The 18,636-nt window shown below is 63.0% G+C and carries 13 protein-coding genes; 11 read left to right on the forward strand and 2 right to left on the reverse strand.

Going from position 1 to position 18,636, the window contains the following annotated elements:
* Positions 1-253: 253 nt before the first annotated feature.
* The 9 genes from dnaA (at position 254) to METRZ18153_RS0100045 (ending at position 11,409) form a co-directional block, all read left to right on the forward strand.
* Positions 254-1,702 (forward strand): chromosomal replication initiator protein DnaA, encoded by a 1,449-nt coding sequence (gene dnaA, locus METRZ18153_RS0100005; RefSeq protein WP_232416098.1) that lies wholly within the window; start codon positions 254-256, stop codon positions 1,700-1,702.
* A gap of 247 nt (positions 1,703-1,949) precedes the next feature.
* A complete protein-coding gene (dnaN, locus tag METRZ18153_RS0100010; protein ID WP_020162794.1) occupies positions 1,950-3,050 on the forward strand; it encodes a DNA polymerase III subunit beta in 1,101 nt (366 codons plus the stop codon).
* Positions 3,051-3,144: 94 nt separating this feature from the next.
* On the forward strand, positions 3,145-5,625 hold the full coding sequence (gyrB, locus tag METRZ18153_RS0100015) for a DNA topoisomerase (ATP-hydrolyzing) subunit B (RefSeq protein WP_020162795.1): 2,481 nt from the start codon (positions 3,145-3,147) through the stop codon (positions 5,623-5,625).
* Positions 5,626-5,849: 224 nt separating this feature from the next.
* A complete protein-coding gene (locus METRZ18153_RS19845) occupies positions 5,850-7,535 on the forward strand; it encodes an RNA-directed DNA polymerase (RefSeq protein ID WP_232416099.1) in 1,686 nt (561 codons plus the stop codon).
* Positions 7,525-8,250, forward strand: coding sequence for a hypothetical protein (locus tag METRZ18153_RS0100025; protein WP_198291201.1), 726 nt, complete (start codon positions 7,525-7,527; stop codon positions 8,248-8,250). Before METRZ18153_RS19845 ends, METRZ18153_RS0100025 begins: the two co-directional genes overlap by 11 nt.
* 196 nt (positions 8,251-8,446) lie before the next feature.
* Positions 8,447-9,490, forward strand: a complete 1,044-nt coding sequence (locus METRZ18153_RS0100030; protein ID WP_020162798.1) for a helix-turn-helix domain-containing protein — start codon at positions 8,447-8,449, stop codon at positions 9,488-9,490.
* Positions 9,491-9,501: 11 nt separating this feature from the next.
* On the forward strand, positions 9,502-9,990 hold the full coding sequence (locus METRZ18153_RS0100035; protein ID WP_020162799.1) for a PIN domain-containing protein: 489 nt from the start codon (positions 9,502-9,504) through the stop codon (positions 9,988-9,990).
* 146 nt (positions 9,991-10,136) lie between these two features.
* Positions 10,137-11,147, forward strand: coding sequence for a virulence RhuM family protein (locus METRZ18153_RS0100040; protein ID WP_020162800.1), 1,011 nt, complete (start codon positions 10,137-10,139; stop codon positions 11,145-11,147).
* A gap of 40 nt (positions 11,148-11,187) precedes the next feature.
* Positions 11,188-11,409: a hypothetical protein gene (locus tag METRZ18153_RS0100045; protein WP_020162801.1), complete on the forward strand. Its 222-nt coding sequence runs from the start codon at positions 11,188-11,190 to the stop codon at positions 11,407-11,409.
* Positions 11,410-11,438: 29 nt separating this feature from the next.
* On the opposite strand, the gene METRZ18153_RS0100050 is transcribed toward METRZ18153_RS0100045, so the two are convergent.
* Entirely contained in the window at positions 11,439-13,010 is a 1,572-nt protein-coding gene (locus METRZ18153_RS0100050) for an inorganic phosphate transporter (RefSeq protein ID WP_020162802.1), read from the reverse strand.
* A 278-nt stretch (positions 13,011-13,288) separates the two neighbouring features.
* On the opposite strand from METRZ18153_RS0100050, the gene METRZ18153_RS0100055 reads away from it, so the two are divergent.
* Positions 13,289-14,773, forward strand: coding sequence for an acetamidase/formamidase family protein (locus METRZ18153_RS0100055; RefSeq protein ID WP_020162803.1), 1,485 nt, complete (start codon positions 13,289-13,291; stop codon positions 14,771-14,773).
* Between the two features lie 508 nt (positions 14,774-15,281).
* On the forward strand, positions 15,282-16,106 hold the full coding sequence (locus tag METRZ18153_RS0100060) for an arylamine N-acetyltransferase family protein (RefSeq protein ID WP_020162804.1): 825 nt from the start codon (positions 15,282-15,284) through the stop codon (positions 16,104-16,106).
* A 16-nt stretch (positions 16,107-16,122) separates the two neighbouring features.
* Here METRZ18153_RS0100060 and METRZ18153_RS0100065 read toward each other — a convergent pair whose 3' ends face one another.
* Entirely contained in the window at positions 16,123-18,315 is a 2,193-nt protein-coding gene (locus METRZ18153_RS0100065) for a putative bifunctional diguanylate cyclase/phosphodiesterase (protein ID WP_020162805.1), read from the reverse strand.
* Between the last annotated feature and the right edge of the window lie 321 nt (positions 18,316-18,636).

An 18,636-nucleotide genomic window follows, 5' to 3' on the forward strand; every position in this document is an offset into this window, starting at 1 on the left:
CGTGAATACGTGATCACAGCGCGAAACGAGCGCCAAGCCAGCCTGCCTTGCGGGTATGCGTCACCGCCTCGGCGGTGGATAAGAGGGCCTGAAGTCGCTAGAATCGATCCCCTAAAAACAGCACATAAAGCTGCTCCGACCCGGCGCCCCCGATCACGCATCGGTCCACGCGCATCAAATCCTGGGTCAGGACGCATCCCGCTACGCTGTCCCGCAACCTCACGACATCGACCCGGCGACCACGCAGACCATGATGCAACAGTTTTGGGAAGTCTGCCTCAGCCGCTTCGAACAGGAACTCCCCGCACAGCAGTATCAGACCTGGATCAAGGGTCTGCGCATCGGTCAGAGCGACGACGATTCGCTGGCGCTGGTCGCGCCGAACCGGTTCGTTCTGCAGTGGGTCCGCGAGCGCTATCTGGCGCGTATCGAAGCACTGGGGCTGGAGTATTTCTCCCAGCCGCTGTCGGTCAGGCTCAGCCTGCCCGACCCGGCAACGAAGGCCGCAGCCGCCGACGACACCCCGATGGTCGCCGTCCGCAACGGCACGCCGGCCGACAACGACGGCGAACGTCCGGCGCGTGCAGCACTGCGCGCCGCGGGCGAGCCCGACAGCACGCGCGTCGCCGCGCCGGCGCTCATCGTCCGTCCGTCTGCCGGCAACAACGGCAGCGAACGCGACCGTTCACGTCTCAATCCCGGCTTCACCTTCGACAATCTGGTCACCGGCCGCGCCAACGAACTGGCCCGCGCCGCCGCGATACAGGTCGCCCAGAACCCGGGCATGTCCTACAACCCCATCTTCATCTATGGCGGTGTGGGCCTGGGCAAGACCCACCTCGTGCACGCGCTCGGCAACGAGGTGATGAAGCACAATCCGGACGCGGTCATCCGTTACGTGCACGCCGACGACTACTACGCCGACGTGGTGCGCGCCTACCAGCAGAAGAGCTTCGACGCCTTCAAGCGCTACTACCGCTCGCTCGACGTGCTGCTGATCGACGACATCCAGTTCTTCAACAACAAGACGCGCACGCAGGAGGAGTTCTTCTACGCCTTCAATGCGCTGACCGATGCGAAGAAGCAGATCGTCATCACCTGTGACACCTATCCGAAGAACATCCAGGGCGTCGAGGAACGCCTGACGACGCGCTTCGGCTGGGGCCTGACGGTGCAGATCGAGCCGCCCGAGCTGGAAATGCGGGTGGCCATCCTGAAGAAGAAGGCTGAGATGGAACGGGTGAAGGTGGGCGAGGACGTCGCCTTCCTGATCGCCAAGAACATCCGCAGCAATGTGCGCGAGCTCGAAGGGGCGCTGAAGAAGGTGATCGCCTTCGCCCACTTCCACACGCTGCCGATCTCGCTCGAAGTGGCGCGTGAGGCGCTGAAGGACCTGCTCGGTGCGCACAACCGGCAGATCACGCTGGAGTTCATCCAGAAGACCGTATCCGACTACTACAAGATCAAGGTGTCGGAGATGTATTCGAAGAAGCGGACGCGCGCGATCGCGCGGCCGCGGCAGGTGGCGATGTGGCTGGCCAAGGAACTGACGCCGGAGAGCTATCCGGCCATCGGCGAATCTTTCGGCGGCCGCGACCATACGACCGTGCTGCACGCATGCCGCACGATCGCTGACCTGCGCCTGAAGGACGAAGTGCTGAACCATGACCTGCACGTACTGACGCAGACGCTGCGCAAGTAAAAAGGGGTCGGTGCAGAAGCTGTTGAAGCTGTATGGATAAACAGGCCGGCAAATCTGTATGAACGCTGTGGATAACCAGGGCTTTTTCCACCTGGTCGACTTTCACCCACATTTGTTCATGCGTTGACCGGGCCCTTATACAGACAACGATACATACTGCAGGTCATTGAAGTTCATTGTTTTTTTGATGTTCTCCACAGAAATCGGTCGACGTTAACGGTTTACAGAGGTTTATAAAATGCTCTTAATGAAGATAGAACGCGAACAGCTGCTGCGACCGCTGCAGTCGGTCAGCGGCATCGTCGAGAAGCGTCACACCCTGCCCATCCTGTCCAACGTCCTGATCGAAACCGAGGGCGATGCGCTCACCCTGCTCGCCACCGACATCGAGATCCAGATCCGCACCCGCTCGACCGGCAGCATCAGCGGCGCCCAGCCGGCGGCCCTGACCGTCGCCGCCCGCAAGCTGCAGGACATCCTGCGTGCGCTGCCCGAAGGCCAGGAAGTCAGCCTCGACGCCGACGACCGCAAGCTCACCGTGCGTGCCGGCAAGAGCCGCTTCACGCTGCAGACCCTGCCGGCGCAGGACTACCCGCGCATGCAGCTGGCCGACGGCGAAACCGTCAAGCTCAGCCTGTCGCAGAAAAAGCTGAAGCGCCTGCTGTCGCTGGTGCAGTATTCGATGGCCCAGCAGGACATCCGCTACTACCTGAACGGCCTGCTGCTGTCGGTCGGCAACGAGGAACTGCGTCTGGTCGCGACCGACGGTCACCGTCTGGCCTACGTGTCGGAAGCGATGCCCGGCGTGACCGACAAGCTCGACGTCATCCTGCCGCGCAAGACCGTGCTCGAACTGGCCCGTCAGCTGGCCGACATCGACGACCCGGTCGATATCGAACTGGGTTCCAACCAGGCCCGTCTGCGCTTCGGCGCGGTCGAGCTGATCACCAAGCTGATCGACGGCAAGTTCCCCGACTACGAGCGCGTCATCCCGAAGGACCATCCGAAGGAACTGATGCTGCAGCGCTCGACCTTCCTGCCCGCACTGCAGCGCGCCGCCATCCTGACCAACGAGAAGTTCAAGGGTGTGCGCGTCGTGCTGTCGGCCGGCACGCTGAAGCTCATCTCCAGCAACGCCGAGCAGGAAGAGGCGGTGGAAGAGCTCGAAGTCGAGTACGACGGCGACGGCCTCGACATCGGTTTCAACGTGAGCTACCTGCTCGACGTACTGAACAACGTCGGCGGCGACACGCTGAGCCTCAAGCTCAACGACGGCAACAGCAGCGCGCTGATCACGCTGCCCGGCACCGACGCCTTCAAGTACGTCGTGATGCCGATGCGCGTGTAAGCCGCCCTGCCCGCACGATCGCCCGGCCTGCGCGCCGGGCTTTATGCTTTTTTGATGGACCCCGCGCACAGCGTGCGCAGCACCGGAATACGCCATGTCTGACGAAGCACAGAGCCCGAATACACCCAACCCTGACGCTTACGGCGAAGGCAGCATCCAGATCCTCGAAGGTCTGGAAGCCGTCCGCAAGCGGCCGGGCATGTACATCGGCGACACCTCGGACGGCACCGGTCTGCACCACCTGGTGTTCGAAGTGGTCGACAACTCGATCGACGAGGCGCTGGCTGGCCACTGCGACGACATCGTCATCACCATCCACACCGACAACTCGATTTCGGTCACCGACAACGGTCGCGGCATCCCGACCGGCATCAAGTTCGACGACAAGCACGAGCCCAAGCGTTCGGCCGCCGAAATCGCGCTGACCGAGCTGCACGCCGGCGGCAAGTTCAACCAGAACTCGTACAAGGTGTCCGGCGGTCTGCACGGCGTCGGCGTGAGCTGCGTGAACGCGCTGTCGAAGTGGTTGCGCCTCACCGTGCGCCGCGACGGTCAGAAGCACTTCATCGAATTCGAACGCGGCGTGCCGCTCGATCGCCAGATCGAAGTGCAGAACGGCGTCGAAGTGTCGCCGCTGAAAGTAATCGGCCCGACCGAGAAGCGCGGCACCGAAGTGCACTTCCTCGCCGACGAAACGATTTTCGAGAATATCGAATTCCACTACGACATCCTGGCCAAGCGCCTGCGCGAGCTGTCCTTTCTGAACAACGGCGTCAAGATCAAGCTGATCGACCAGCGCAACGCCAAGGAAGAGGACTTCGCCTTCGCCGGCGGCGTGAAGGGCTTCGTCGATTACATCAACCGCAACAAGACGGTGCTGCACCCCAACGTGTTCTACAGCGCAGGTTCGTCGGTGCTGAACGGCGTGCAGATCGACGTCGAAGTGGCGATGCAGTGGAACGACAGCTATGCCGAACAGGTGCTGTGCTTCACCAACAACATTCCGCAGTCCGACGGTGGCACCCACCTGACCGGCCTGCGTGCGGCGATGACCCGCATCATCAACAAGTACATCGAAGAAAACGAGATCGCGAAGAAGGCCAAGGTGGACATCACCGGCGACGACATGCGCGAAGGCCTGGCCTGCGTGCTGTCGGTGAAGATGCCGGATCCGAAGTTCGCGTCGCAGACCAAGATGAAGCTGGTGTCGTCCGAAGCGCGCCCGGCGGTGGAAGAAGTGGTGGCGCAGAAGCTCGCCGACTTCCTGCTCGAGCGCCCGAACGACGCCAAGACGATCTGCGGCAAGATCGTCGAAGCCGCGCGTGCGCGCGACGCCGCCCGCAAGGCGCGCGACATGACCCGGCGCAAGGGTGTGCTCGATTCCTTCGGCCTGTCGGGCAAGCTCGCCGACTGCCAAGAGAAGGACCCGGCCAAGGCCGAGCTCTACCTGGTCGAGGGTGACTCCGCAGGCGGCTCCGCCAAGCAGGGCCGCGACCGGAAGTTCCAGGCCATCCTGCCGCTCAAGGGCAAGATCCTGAACGTCGAGAAGGCGCGCTTCGACAAGCTCATTTCCAGCCAGGAAATCGTCACGCTGATCCAGACCCTGGGCACCGGCATCGGCAAGGACGAGTACAAGCCGGAAAAGCTGCGCTACCACCGCATCATCATCATGACCGACGCCGACGTCGACGGCGCCCACATCCGCACCCTGCTGCTCACCTTCTTCTACCGCCAGATGCCCGAGCTGGTCGAAGGCGGCCACATCTATATCGCCCAGCCGCCGCTGTACAAGATCAAGCACGGCCGCACCGAGCTGTACGTGAAGGACGACCACGAGCTGAACCAGTACCTGCTCAAGCTCGCCTTCGACGACGCCAGCCTGCTGCCGCGCGCCGGCGCCGAACCGCTGTCCGGCAGCGCCTTCGAAGAGATGGCGCGCGAATACCTCACCGCCGAAGCCATCGTCGAACGCTTGGCCGAATACGCCGACGGCGAACTGCTGCGCACCCTGCTCGAACACAACATCGCGCTCGACCTGGCCGACGAAGCCGCCGCCCGCGCCAGCGCCGCCCGCCTCACGCAGTCGCTGCCGGCCAACGTCACGCTGGCGGCCGAGTACAACGACAAGACCGAAAGCTGGCAGCTGCGCGTCGAGCGCATGCACCACGGCAACCGCAAGGTCGGCCACGTCGACGTCGAATTCCTGCTGTCCGGTGACTACCAGCGCATCCGCCACGCCGCCGAACTGGTGGCCGGCCTGATCGGCGAAGGCGCCACCGTCAAGCGCAGCGAGAAGTCACAGGAAGTGAAAACCTTCTCCGAAGCCGCCCGCTGGCTGCTGAACGAAGTTGAACGCAACCTCGGCAAGCAGCGCTACAAAGGCCTGGGCGAAATGAACCCGGAACAGCTGTGGGAAACCACGATGGACCCCACCGTGCGCCGCCTGCTGAAGGTACAGATCGACGACGCCATCGCCGCCGACGAAATCTTCACCACGCTGATGGGCGACAACGTCGAACCGCGCAGGGCGTTCATCGAAAGCAATGCGCTGAATGCGCGGAATATTGATGTTTGAGTTTCTGTAGGATCCCACCATTTTCTATATGTCATTGGACTTCGATCTACCAAGAAAGCCACGAAAGGTGGCTTTCTTCATTTTGTTAGTCCGTTAGTCGGCCGAAGCGGACGATGAGGCTGCATCTCACCGGTGATTGCAGAGCATGCGAAAGCTGACGTCGATACGGTCCTAGCCATCAATTGCTGCAGACGTCGCATCTGGAGGGGACTCCTTTGCTGAAAGTGGAACTGCGTCACTTCGAACGCGCCGCTCGCGAGATTGCAGAGCATGGCGATAACGATACGCTCCCGTTCGATGTCGATATCCGATTCTGTAGGGACCAGGCTCAGGCTCTCGCGTCGATCGCGTATGGCTTCTATTCCAAACTCCGTGACACCGAGGCGAAAAAGGACAACCACGAGCGAATCGCGGAGTTGCACGTCTACAGTGAGCGCCTCCTTGCTCCGTCTGGCCCAACCGGGTTTCGAGTCATCACCAAGATCCACCTGTTCTGGAACATCTACCTCAACGGTCTTGCAATAGCAATCGCAGAGGAACTCGAGCCGCATCGCTCTAAAGGCGCACACTCTTACAGATTTCTAGCCGCGGGTGACACGGACCTGTTCGATAGCAAGCGCTCTTGGCGTGCATTTAAAGAAGAGACCGTACAACAAGCATCAATGGCCTCGGAACATGCCGTCATTGTGCAGACCGATATCTCGAGCTTCTATGAACACGTGTCGCATCATTACGTCGAGAATCTTATCAACCGCCTCGGCGGCGATGGTTCGGCTGTTTCCAAGCAGGTCAATGCGCTGCTTAGCAAGCTCTTTGCCGGGCGTTCATTTGGCCTTCCAGTCGGGGGACAAGGCGCTCGCATTCTTGCGGAGCTTGTTCTCAACGAGGTGGATACCGCCATGGCGGCTAAAGGTATCTGGGGTAACCGCTATGTCGACGACTATGTCCTAGTTGCAGACAATACCGCCGAAGCGTATCGAGCCTTGGGCATCTTGGCGCAGTGCCTGATGGACTACGGCCTCAGCTTAAACAAGTCAAAGACAGTGTTGCTCTCCGCCAAGCACTATCGTGACTATGTTGCTTCGCAACTGGGAGGGGATGACGCTGAAGCAGCCAAACTAAGAAAAATTGATCTCAAGTTCGACCCATACTCGGACAATCCCGAAGCAGACTATGAGTCGCTAGTCGAGACAGTCGAAACACTCGAGATTCGAAAACTCCTCAACCGGGAGCTCGAGAAGGCGCTTCCCGATACGTTTCTGGTTACGCAGATTGGTAGGACGATTCGTCTTCATGAACCTGCCGTAGCTCTTGAGATCGCGGCAACGCTGCTGAAGCAGCAGAACCTGCACGCATTTCGCTCCTCCTTTTCAACAATCATGCGGGGAATTGCCAATCTGCGAGGCGATGGAAGGTTCGATGCTATCCACGGGGCTTTGGACCAGTTGCTCGACCAGGTTCCACTTCACTCTGCGCATCTATTGAAGGCCGATACCAGCCTCCTCCACTACCTACGATGCTTGCGATTCCATAAAACGCCCACGCGCGCGAACTTCGTGAGCGAGCTCTTCGACAAGACACAGCTTGATGTCACTCGGCGCGCCTGTATCGACTGCTGGCGGAATTGGAAGGATGCGGTCGCATTCAACCATCTACGAAACCGATGGCAGCAGCTAAGCCCTGAATGCCAGCGTCTTTATTGGCTGTCCTCTTTCTGCTTCGGTGATGAGGGGAATAAGGCGCGCCAGCAAGCCAAACGCGCTGTAGCACAATACTGGTCACTTGGTGTGGAGCTTCCTTTCGAAGAACAACGGGACAACGCAAAGCTCGCAACGCTTCCCCGTGACACTGAGCCCCGGTTCGCCGCGGTGTTCACGCGCTGGGCGGAGGATGCTGGCGATGCAGTTTGACCCGCGGACCGTCGCACGGGAAATTCCAGGCATCTTCGACGAGGTATTCCCTCAACTGACGCCGGGCATAGTTGCATACCTTAATGCGGAATCGAAAGTAATCCCTGTTCAGCCTCTTCGGCAGGAGACGTTGCTGCAGTCGGCCTTGCAGCGAGCGATGCTCTTCGAGTTGGGATACACCGTCGGAGAACGGCTGCTTAAAGATGCAGCTGAAATTGACTGGCCGGCCTGCTTTGGAGACACCGTCCGGCGACAACGCGCGTACTTCGATGCCAAGTTGCCCGAACAACTAGAGCCCGTAGACCAACTTTTAGCCGAGACGGTCGGACGGAACCTCGCAGCGAGCATGACATCACTGAGCGAGTTGGCGGGACATCCCGTCGTCTTTCGTCCGCATATCCCAGGCTTGGAGTGGATTTCCAGTGGAAATGGAGATTTCGCCCTTGGTACGACATTGGTGGAGGTGAAGTGCACGGCCAAGCGATTTTCGTCGGCGGATTACCGCCAGGTTGCCATCTACTGGCTGCTCAGCTTTGCTGCGGCTGTCGAAGGTCACGGGGAGGAGTGGCGAAACTTCATTCTGCTCAATCCGCGAAGCGGGGAGATTGTCAAAATGTCCTTCGATACATTCCTGTCGATCATCAGCAGCGGACGTACGAAAGTGGACATCCTGCAGCTTTTCCTGTCTTTGGTCGGCTCACGATTGACCAGATAGCGATTAGAGAAGCGTGTCGATTTTCGTAGATCTTTTAAACACGAATTTCGCATGTGTCGATTTGCGCGACAGGTTTCAGTGACTAGCGAACCTTGAGCACCGCATATCGCAAGACCGTTCACTGTGCATTCCGCGCCGAAGCAATCAGGTTGACGATTTATATATTTTCTATAGATTGTCAACTTGGGAGGCCGCAATGATTCATGACCGCATCCGCCGTGCCCGCGTGCTCCGGGGTTTGAGCCTCGAAGATCTGGCGCAGAGGCTGGGCGATATCAGCAAGCAGGCAGTGAGCAAGTTCGAGAAGGGCGCCGCGGTGCCGAATTCGGCGCGCCTGCTGCAACTGGCACAGGCGCTGGACGTGAAGCCCGAGTACTTCTTTCGCCCGGATGCCGTGACGCTGGCGCCGCTGGAATTCCGCAAGCTCGCGAAAATGCCGAAGTATCGACAGCAACAGGTCGAGGAGCAGATGCGCGAGCATCTGGAGCGTTACATCGCGCTGGAGCGATGCTTCGACGCGGCGGATATCGCGTTGGGCGCAGTTCCTGCCGGCTCCATAGCCGTCGCGTCCGTTGAAGCCGCCGAGGATGCGGCCAGGAAGCTCAGGGGAGACTGGGCCATCGGTAGCGATGAGATAGCCAATCTGACCGAACTGCTCGAAGACCATGGAATCAAGGTCGCGCTGCTCGACGGGCCGGACGATTTCGACGGCGCGTGCGCCGCTACCCACGACGAGCAGCACGTGCTGATCGCCCTGAACCGCACCCGCCCCGGCGAGCGCATGCGTTTCACCGCGGCACATGAGCTCGGACACTGGGTCATGGCACTGCCGGACTCGATGCCGGAGAAGGACAAGGAGGCCTGCTGTCATCGCTTCGCCGGTGCCTTCCTGTACACCCGGGATCAGGTCGTCCTGGATTTCGGCAGCCACCGGCGCTCCAAGGTTCACATGATGGAGCTGCTCAACGCAAAGCGGCGTTACGGCGTGTCGATGCAGATGGCTCTGCGTCGGCTGAAGGATCTGGAACTGCTGAGCGATGCCGGCTATCGGTCGGCGTCGATCGAGTTCAGCGTGAATGGCTGGCGGTCGTCCGAGCCGGAACCTCTGCTCGCAGAGCAGCCACGCCGCTTCGAATCTCTGGTCTTCTGGGGTTTGGCCGAGGGGCTATTCACCCCGTCCCGCGCATCCGAATTCCTGCAGCGGCCGATCGATCAGCTTGAGCCCACGATGGCGATGTAGGCCGTTTCCGCATGAGCCGGATCTACATCAGCGACACCAATATCTGGATTGATTTCAGAAACGCTGGCCTGCTCGACGAGTTGTTCCAGCTGCCGTTTGCGCTCTGCTGTACCGATTTCGTACTGGAAGAGCTGAAGGACTTCGACCACGCTGCGCTGCTTGCGCGAGGCCTGATCGTCGAGGGGATGGACGGAACGGCAATCGTCGAATTGCACGGCATGATGATCGAGCACAACAACAGTTCCCTGCCCGATGTCTCCTGCTACTTTCTGGCTCGGCAGACCGCGCGACCGCTGCTCACTGGTGATGGCCGGCTGAGAAAGCAGGCAGAGAGGGACGGCCTGGAAGTGCATGGCGCGCTATGGCTTCTGGATCGTCTGGTCGAGCATGCGGTGGTCCCGCCGGCCCGCGCAGCCGACGGGCTCGAACACATGTTGCGGAGGAACGCGCGTTTGCCCCATGTCGAATGCCAGACTCGACTGAAGCAGTGGCGCCGGTAGATTGAAAGCCGGTTTTCTATACACGTCACAGGAACATGTGTATAGAAAACGGCGATTTTCTATACATGTCGCGCATTGAGCTGGCGTAGTGAGCGCCGCTGAAGCGGCACGGTGAGTGCAGCAGAACGTATACCGCAAAAAACATCATGAGCGAACTGATTCTCTACACCACCGAAGACGGACGCAGCCAGATCAAGCTGCGAGCCGAACAGCAGACGGTCTGGCTCACGCAACTGGAAATGGCCGAGCTGTTCGACGCCACGAAGCAGAACATATCGCTGCACCTGAAGAACCTGTTCCAGGACGGAGAGTTGGACCCCGCAGCAACTGTCAAGGAATCCTTGACAGTTCAAACCGAGGGCGCCCGCCAGGTGGAGCGCAAGATCACGCTTTACAACCTCGACGCCATCCTCGCCGTCGGCTATCGGGTGCGCTCACCGCGCGGCGTGCAGTTCCGCCGCTGGGCGTCCACGGTGCTCAAGGAATATCTGCTCAAGGGCTTCGTGCTGGATGACGAGCGTCTGAAGAATCCGGATGGCCGGCCGGACCACTTCGATGAAATGCTGGCGCGCATCCGGGACATCCGTGCCTCGGAGAAGCGTTTCTACCAGAAGGTGCGCGACCTGTTTGCCCTGAGCAGCGACTACGACAAGACGGACCAGGCGACGCAGACCTTCTTCGCTACTGTGCAGAACCTGTTGCTGTATGCCGTCACGCAACAGACCGCAGCCGAGCTGATCACGGCGCGCGCCAACCCGGACGACCCGCACTTCGGCCTGCTGAACTGGCAGGGCGCCCGGGTGCGCAAGCAGGACATCCTGGTCGCCAAGAACTACCTGACCGAAGACGAGATCGACACCCTGAACCGCCTGGTGGTGATCTTTCTGGAAACGGCCGAACTGCGCACCAAGCGCCGCGAGGAAATCCGCATGAGCTTCTGGCGGCAGAACGTGGATCAGATCATCGCGAGCAACGGCTTTCCGGTGCTCACACATGCGGGCAAGGTGAGCCACGCACAGATGGAGCGCAGCACGAGCGCGCTGTACGACGACTACGACCAGCGCCGCAGACAGGAGGAGGCACGTCAGGCCGACGAGCAGGACGACGCCGAGTTGAAGGCGCTGGAAAACGCCCTGAAGAAACGCGCAAAGCCATAACTGACAACAGGCGACCGGCCGCCTACGGATCCAGCGGGCGATGTATTCCTGCGAAGCGGCCGACTGCGTGGTTTCCGATCAATCTCCTGGCATCACGAAATTGATCGGGCTTGGCACGGTGCATGTGCTGAGCGGAAAGGAACTGCGCTCACATCTGCTGGCGATTCGCCGCGCGCAACCCGTGGGCGAGCAGCATCAGGCGCAGATCGCCTACCAGCTCGAACAGCGCTGTCGGAACATCGTGCCGATGTACGCGCAGTAAGCGCGGTTCAGGGGACCGCGTGCCCACCCTCACGCATGCACGATCCCGAAGATCATGTAGTAGATCATCGCCGCCATCAGTGCCGACGCCGGCACGGTGACGATCCAGGCGGCGGCGATCTTGAACAGGGCTGAGCGTTTCACCAGTTCGTGCCGGTGCGTGCGCTTGATCGCCTTGCGTTCCTGCTTCGACAGATGCGCCTGCGCCGTATGCGCCTTCAGCGCGTCGAGCATCGCGCGCTTGCCCTTCTTGTCGGCCTTGTCGAAATCGTTCAGGAAGGCTTCGACGACTTCCTTGTCGGCGCCCTGGTGGTGGCTCTTGATCTCGGCAAGGGTCTGCGCGTAGCTGGTCTTAATGTACTCGCGCAGGAAGCCGACGCCGAACACGCCGCCCAGCGCGATGTGGGTCGAGCTGACCGGCAGGCCCAGTTGCGAGGCGATGATGACGGTCAGCGCGGCCGCCATCGCGATGCTGAACGCGCGCATCGGGTCGAGCTCGGTGATTTCGTGGCCGACGGTGCGGATCAGCTTGGGGCCGTACAGCGCCAGACCGATGGCGATGCCGATGGCGCCGATCATCATCACCCACAGCGGTACGTCGGCCTTGGCGGACACGGCGCCATGGAGCACGGTGTCGGTGATCGCGGCGAGCGGGCCGATCGCGTTCGCGACGTCATTGGCGCCATGGGCGAAGCTCAGCAGCGCGGCGGCGAATACCAGCGGGAGGCCGAACAGCGAATTGATGCTGGCCTTGCTGTTGTTCAGCCGGAAGGCGTTGCGCCGCAGATGGGCGCGCACCAGCAGCCAGGTCAGAACACCAAGGCCGGCGCCAATCGCACAGGCGGTGCCGAAGTCGACGTTCCACACCTTGTTCAGTCCCTTAAGGATGAGATAGGTGGCGAACGACGCGGCCATGATGCCCATCAGCACCGGCACCGTGCGCTGCGCGGCGGCGACCATGTCGCTGCGGTAGGTGATGGCGCGCTTGATCCAGTACAGGAAGCCGGCCGCCACCAGACCGCCCAGCACCGGCGAGACGATCCAGCTGGCGACGATGCCGCCCACCATGTCCCACTTGCCGGCGGCCATGCCGCCAGCGGCGACGCCGGCGCCGAGCACCGCGCCGACGATGGAGTGCGTGGTCGACACCGGCGCACCGACCGCGGTGGCGATGTTGAGCCACAACGCGCCAGCCAGCAGCGCCGCCGTCATCACCCAGACGAAGCGGTTGCTGTCGGCGATCGCGGACGGGTCGATGATGCCGCCGCGTATGGTCGAGGTGACGTCGCCGCCGGCGATCAGTGCACCGGCCACTTCGAAGATGGCGGCAATGACGATGGCGCCGGTCATGCTCAGTGCGCGCGAACCGACCGCCGGGCCGACGTTGTTGGCCACGTCGTTGGCGCCGATGTTCATCGCCATGTAGCCGCCTATCATGGCCGCCACCACCAGCATGATGCCGCCGGGGCCCTGCAGGCCCACGCCGAGGGCGGCGTAGATCATGGTCCCGACGACGAACAGCAGGCCGATGCCCAAACGAAGGATTTCACGGCGGCCGCGCAGCGCAGCCTTTTCAATATCGGAATAGTTTTCGAGTTCCATGCGCTTTCGGGGGCGGTCTGACCGTCTGATCCGGAGGCGCTCGCGGCGGTTGCCGGCGAGGGCGGATTCCGGGGAGCGCGAAGTTTATTACACGTCACAATCGCGCCCTCACCCGATTACGCCAACTTCGGGCAGCCCTGTTGCAGTGCGCAACGCACCCCTTCCGTGCGCTTCCGCGTCGGATCCTCATTGATTTTCAAGGCTTTTCCATCCGGCACGATTGATGCACCGCCGCACGCGGTGTTTCACATCCCCACTGACCAGAAGGAGAACGCCCCATGTCTGCCTGCACCCATCCCGCGCACCAGCACTGCAGCTTCTGCGATCCGAACGGCCGCCTGACGGTGAAGGTGGACGGCAACGGCGAGCCCGAACTGCGCACGCCAGCGCCACCCGATCCGGCGCGGCGCGGTCTGCTCAAGGGTTCGCTGGCGGCGGGGTTCGGCACGCTGAGCGCCGGCTGGGTCGGCCAGTCGATGGCGCGCGAGGCCGATGGCACGATGAAGACGCGCAACCACTATTACATCGCCGCCAGCGCCGACACCGTGCACTGGGGCTATTTCTCGAAATCGCTGAAGCCGCAGGTCGAAATCAACCCGGGTGACTTCGTCACCATCGAAACGCTGACCCACCACGCCGGCGACGACTACGAGCGCATGATCAAGGGCGACCCCGGCGCTGAAAGCGTCTTCTACTGGGACAAGAAGAAGAAGGGCGTCATCCGCCGCGGTGCCGGCCCGATGGACGCCAGCCTGTTCGGGCGCGGCGCCGGCGAAGGCCTCGGTGTACACATATGCACTGGCCCGGTGTACGTGAAGGGCGCCGAAGAGGGCGACGTGCTCGAAGTGCGCATCGTCGACGTCGCGCCGCGGCCGAGCGCCAACCCGAACTACAAGGGCAAGAGCTTCGGCGTCAATGCGGCCGCCTGGTGGGGCTTCCACTACAAGGACCTGATCACCGAGCCGAAGAACCGCGAAGTGATCACCATCTACGAAATCGACGCCGGGCTGGACCGCAACTGGGCGCAAGCGGTGTACAACTTCCAGTGGACGCCGCAGACCGACCCCTTCGGCGTCGTGCACAAGACCATAGACTACCCGGGCGTCATCGTCGACCACTCGACGGTGAAGGAAAACCACGGCGTGCTGAAGAACATCCGCGTGCCGGTGCGGCCGCACTTCGGCGTCGCCGGCGTCGCGCCGAAGGAAGCGGACATGGTCGATTCCATTCCGCCCAGCTATACCGGCGGCAATATCGACAACTGGCGCATCGGCAAGGGCGCGACGATGTACTACCCGGTCGCGGTCAAGGGTGCGCTGTTCTCGGTCGGCGACCCGCACGCCGGCCAGGGCGATTCCGAACTGTGCGGCACCGCGATCGAATGTTCGCTGACCGGCACCTTCCAGTTCATCCTGCACAAGAAAGCCGACCTCGCCGGCACTTCGCTGGCGAAGCTCGAATACCCGCTGCTCGAAACGCAGGACGAGTGGGTGATCCATGGCTTCAGCTTCGCGAACTACCTGGCCGAACTGGGCGACAAGGCGCAGAGCGACATCTACGCCAAGTCCTCGGTCGACCTTGCGCTGCGCGACGCCTTCCGCAAGAGCCGTGCCTTCCTGATGGACACCCAGGGCCTGACCGAGGACGAAGCGATATCGCTGCTGTCGGTCGGCGTCGACTTCGCCGTCACCCAGGTGGTCGACGGCAACTGGGGTGTGCATGCGGTGATCAGGAAGGCGCTGTTCTCCGGCGGCAGCCTGTAGCGGCTTCGGCAGTCAGGTCTGTTGTGGGAGGCAGCGTGAGCTGCCGACAGGGCTTGGGCCGGGCACGATCCCTGTGGGAGCAGCCTTGGCCGCGACAGGGCCGCCGCACTCTTCAGGCTTCGATGCAGGCTGCCGTCGGGGTCAGAAGACCCCTCCCACAAAACCCCGGCTCCGACCACGGATCGAGCACGATCCCCATGGGTGCGGCCTTGGCCGCGACAGGGCCGCCGCACTCGTCAGGCTTCGATGCAGGCTGCTGTCGGGGTCAAGACTCCTCCCACAGAACCCCGGCTCCGGCCACGGATCGAGCACGATCCCGGTGGGAGCGGCCTTGGCCGCGACGCGACCGATGCAGGCCGCCGGCTCCGCTATGAGCAGCAACCGCGAGCAAGCGCGCGCCCACAAAGCCCCAAGTCACCCGGCACGGTCGGCCACTCGTGACGCGCTGCGCAGGCCTTCGTGCCCCGCCCGCTCCATCATGCGCGGCTGTCGACTATCGCCCTGCTCCATGTCCACCCAATTCCCTCTCGATGCCTACCTCGCTCGCCTGGACTGGACTTCTGCCGCCCGTCCGGTCGCCGATGCACCGACGCTCGATGCGCTGGTGCTTGCGCACACCATGGCCATCCCCTTCGAGAACCTCGACCCGCTGCGGCGCAAGCCGGTCGCCGTGGACTCGGAAACGGTCGCTGCCAAGCTGATCGATGCCCGCCGCGGCGGCTTCTGTTTCGAGCACGGCCGACTGTTCGCCGATGCGCTGCGCGCGCTCGGCTACCCGGTGCGCGAACTGGCGGCACGCGTCATGTGGATGCAGCCCGACGACGCGCTGACGCCGCAATCGCACATGCTGCTCGATGTCGACACGCCGGATGGCGAGCGCCTCGTCGACGTTGGCTTCGGCGGCCTCACGGTCACCGCCGGCCTGCGCTGGGAAGACGGGCTGGAGCAGCGCACGCCGCATGGCGCCTACCGCCTGCTGCGGCGCGACGACTACTGGTGGCTGCAGTCGCAGATCGCAGGCGAATGGAAGAATCTGTACCGCGTGCGCCGCATCGACATGCACGGCTGCGACTACGAGGCGTCGAGCTACTTCCTGTCCACCCACCCGCAGTCCATCTTCACCGGCAATCTGATGCTGGCGCGGGCCGGGGTCGATCGCCGGTGGACGCTGTTCAACCGCGACCTGTCCGAATACCGCGCCGACGGCAGCGTTGCGCGCCGCACGCTGGCAGACGGCGACGCGCTGATCGCCACGGTGCAGGACCTGTTCGGCCTGCCCGTCGCGGATCAGCCTGACCTGCTCACCCCGCTGCGGGCGCTGGCCGCGGACTGAGCCAGCCGGCCTGCGCTCAGCCGTTCGACTTCCGGCTGCCGCCGGCCAGTCCGAATGCGCGCGAAAACTGTTCCGCCGACAGTGCCTGCCCGAACAGATAGCCTTGCCCGTGCACGCAGCCCTCGCGGAACAGGCGTATGCGCTGCACGTCGCGCTCTATGCCTTCGGCGATGCTGTCCAGCTCGAAGCTGCGCGTGATGTCGAGTATGGCGCGCACGACCGAGGCGTCGCGCTCCGATTCCAGCATGCCCTCGACGAAGGAACGGTCGATCTTGATCCGCGTCAGCGGGTAGCGCTTGAGCAGGCTCAGCGACGCGTAACCGGTGCCGAAGTCGTCGAAGGACACGCCGACGCCGAGTGCCCGCACGCGCTGCAGCGTGTCCAGCACCAGGTCGTCGTGATCGAGCACGATGTTCTCGGTCACTTCCAGTTCGAGTGCTTCCGGCGGCAAGCCGTGCTTGTCGAGCGCTGCCTGCACCTGCGCTGCCAGATCGCCGACGCGGAACTGGGCGCCGAACAGGTTCACGCCCATGCGGAAATCCGGCGCGCCGTTGCGGCGCCAGTACGCAGCCTGCGAGCAGGCCTCCTCCAGCACCCAGGCGCCGACTGTCGCGGCGAGCGGCCCACCTTCGAGCGCCGGCAGGAAAGCGGCCGGCGACAGCAGGCCGCGTTCCGGGTGCAGCCAGCGTATCAGCGCCTCGGCGCCGGTCAGCGCACCGTCGTACAGCCTCACCTGCGGCTGGTAGAACAGCAGGAACTCGCCGGCGTGCGCAGCACGGTGCAGTTCCATGCTGTACAGCCGGCGTGCCATCGCTTCCATGCGCAGTGCCGGCTGGTAGGTGAAGCACTGCGCGCGGCCTATGCTCTTCGCCTTGAACAGCGCGAGGTCGGCATTGCCTATCAGTTCCAGCGCCTCGTCGGCCTGCTGTGGCGCCACCGAAATGCCGCAGCTGGCGGCGACGCGCACCTCGTGGCCGTCGGCGACGATGGGCATCTCAATCGCCCGCAGCACGATGTGGGCCACCATCGCGGCGCTTTCCGGGTCGTCGGTGCCGACCAGCAGCAGCGCGAATTCGTCGCCGCCGATGCGTGCCGCGAAACCCTGCATGCCGGCCACTGCCTCCAGGCGGCGACCGACCTCCTGCAGGATGTTGTCGCCGATTGCGTGGCCCAGCGTGTCATTCACGTCCTTGAAGCCGTCGAGGTCGATCATGACGACGGCAGCCGGCAGAGGTCGCGTCAGCGCGTCCTCGACGCGGCGGAAGAAGCCGGCGCGGTTGGCCAGGCCGGTCAGGCCGTCGGTATTGGCCATGCGGCGCAGCGCGTTTTCCCGCTCGCGCCGTTCGGTGCAGTCCTGCAGGTGGGCGCTGAAGGTGACGCCCGTCGCCTCGCGGTGCATGAACAGCGTCAGCCCGAGCAGCAGTTCGACGCCGTCGCTGCGCAGTCCGATGATGTCCTTCGGCACGTCCAGCCCTTCGAGCGAGCCCTGTGCAACGGCACGGGCGAGCAGGTCGCGGAAGGCGGCCCGGTCGCGTTCGGGCAGCAGCGCATCGACCGGCTCGCCCAGGCCTTGCGTCGGCGAGCGACCGAGCAGCGCGGCGGCTGCGCTGTTGCAGCCGATCAGCCTCGCCGCTGCGTCGAAGGCGATCAGCGGGTTCGGTGCGTTCTTCGCGAAGTCGTCGAACGCCGGGCGGCCGTGTTCGGGCGACACCTCGATGCGGCGCAGTTCCATGCGGTCGGCGGCCATCTTCGCCAGTTCGCGCAGCCGCTCGCAGTCCTCTTCGGTGAAGTCGTCGTGCGGCCGGTTGTCGATCACGCACAGCGCGCCCAGCGCATGCCCGTCCGGCGCCAGCAAGGGCGCGCCGGCGTAGAAGCGCAGATTGGCGCTGCCGGTGACCAGCGGATTGTCGTGGAAGCGTTCGTCGAGGCGTGCGTCCGGCACCACCATCACGTCGTGCTGGTTGATCGCGTGCGCGCAGAAGGACACGTCGCGCCGCATGTCGACCGCTTCGTCGATACCGGTGCTGGCGGCGAAGAACACGTGATCGCTGCCGATCAGGTTCACCGCGGCGACCGGCATGCCGAACATGCGGGCGGCGATGCGCACCACCGGGTCGAGGCTGGGTAGCTGGTGGTCGCTGTCCAGGCCGTAGGCAGCGAGCGCTTCGAGCCGCTCAGGCTCGGTCGGAAAGATCGAGGGGCATTTCATCGGGACCTCCTGCAAGGTGCCGGGAGCGCCGTGCATTGGCGATACGAGCCCGGCATGGACGGCCCGTCGAGGACGCCCTGCTTGATGCGATCACAGTGAATGGAAATTGTTTCATCGAATGCACGGACCTTGCCGTGCTGAAATTGCCGATTACATATATGCAAAGCGATAGCGGGAAATCATCACAGCCCGCCGGCGCGCGCATCTGTACCGCACAATCTGTACGTGCTGTGCCGGTCCCCGGCTCAGGTCGCTGCAGTTTTCGACAAGACAGGCCGGCCCCGGCGGCGGCAGACTGCGGTCTTTGCCTCGCCCGTACGC

Origin of the sequence: Methyloversatilis discipulorum, assembly GCF_000385375.1 — a bacterium.
In the GTDB taxonomy this organism is placed as follows: domain Bacteria; phylum Pseudomonadota; class Gammaproteobacteria; order Burkholderiales; family Rhodocyclaceae; genus Methyloversatilis; species Methyloversatilis discipulorum_A.